Consider the following 458-nt stretch of genomic DNA (forward strand, 5'->3'; position numbering starts at 1 on the left):
AGGATCAACTCCTTGCGCAACTCGCCCACAGGCAGTGCGTAAATGGCGTTGTAGATCGTTTCACGGCAGACGTAAGCTTCTTCAAAATTGATTTTCATACGACGCAGCTTGCCCGCGATTTGCTCGGGAGAAAAGCCTCCTCGAAGCAAGTAGACAATCAGCTCGAATCGCTCATTGCCCGGCACCAGCTTTCTGGCGGGACAACAGATTTTTCGACGCTGGCGAGTAAGGGCCTGGGCCTCGCATGCCGCATAGCCTCCGGTGGGCAGGTTATTTCTTCGCAACTCTCGGCTGATGGTGGAAGGACTACGCCCCAGCAGACGAGCAATCTCTCGCTGACTGAGATCGCGATATTGTCCGATTTGGATGGTGACGCGTTCTTCGATACTGAGTTCGGTATAAGACATTGCCGCACCTTACCTGAGGTAGAGGTGTTGCACTCAGTTTTTGCGGCCGCC

The 458-nt window shown here is 54.1% G+C and carries 1 protein-coding gene; it reads right to left on the reverse strand.

Annotated elements, in window-relative coordinates; all coding sequences use genetic code 11:
• Positions 1-407: transposase (locus ACW9H9_RS28805; protein WP_457374548.1), on the reverse strand; the 407-nt coding region annotated here is incomplete at its 3' end.
• Positions 408-458: the final 51 nt, after the last annotated feature.

Source organism: Pseudomonas sp. SDO5215_S409, assembly GCF_054071325.1.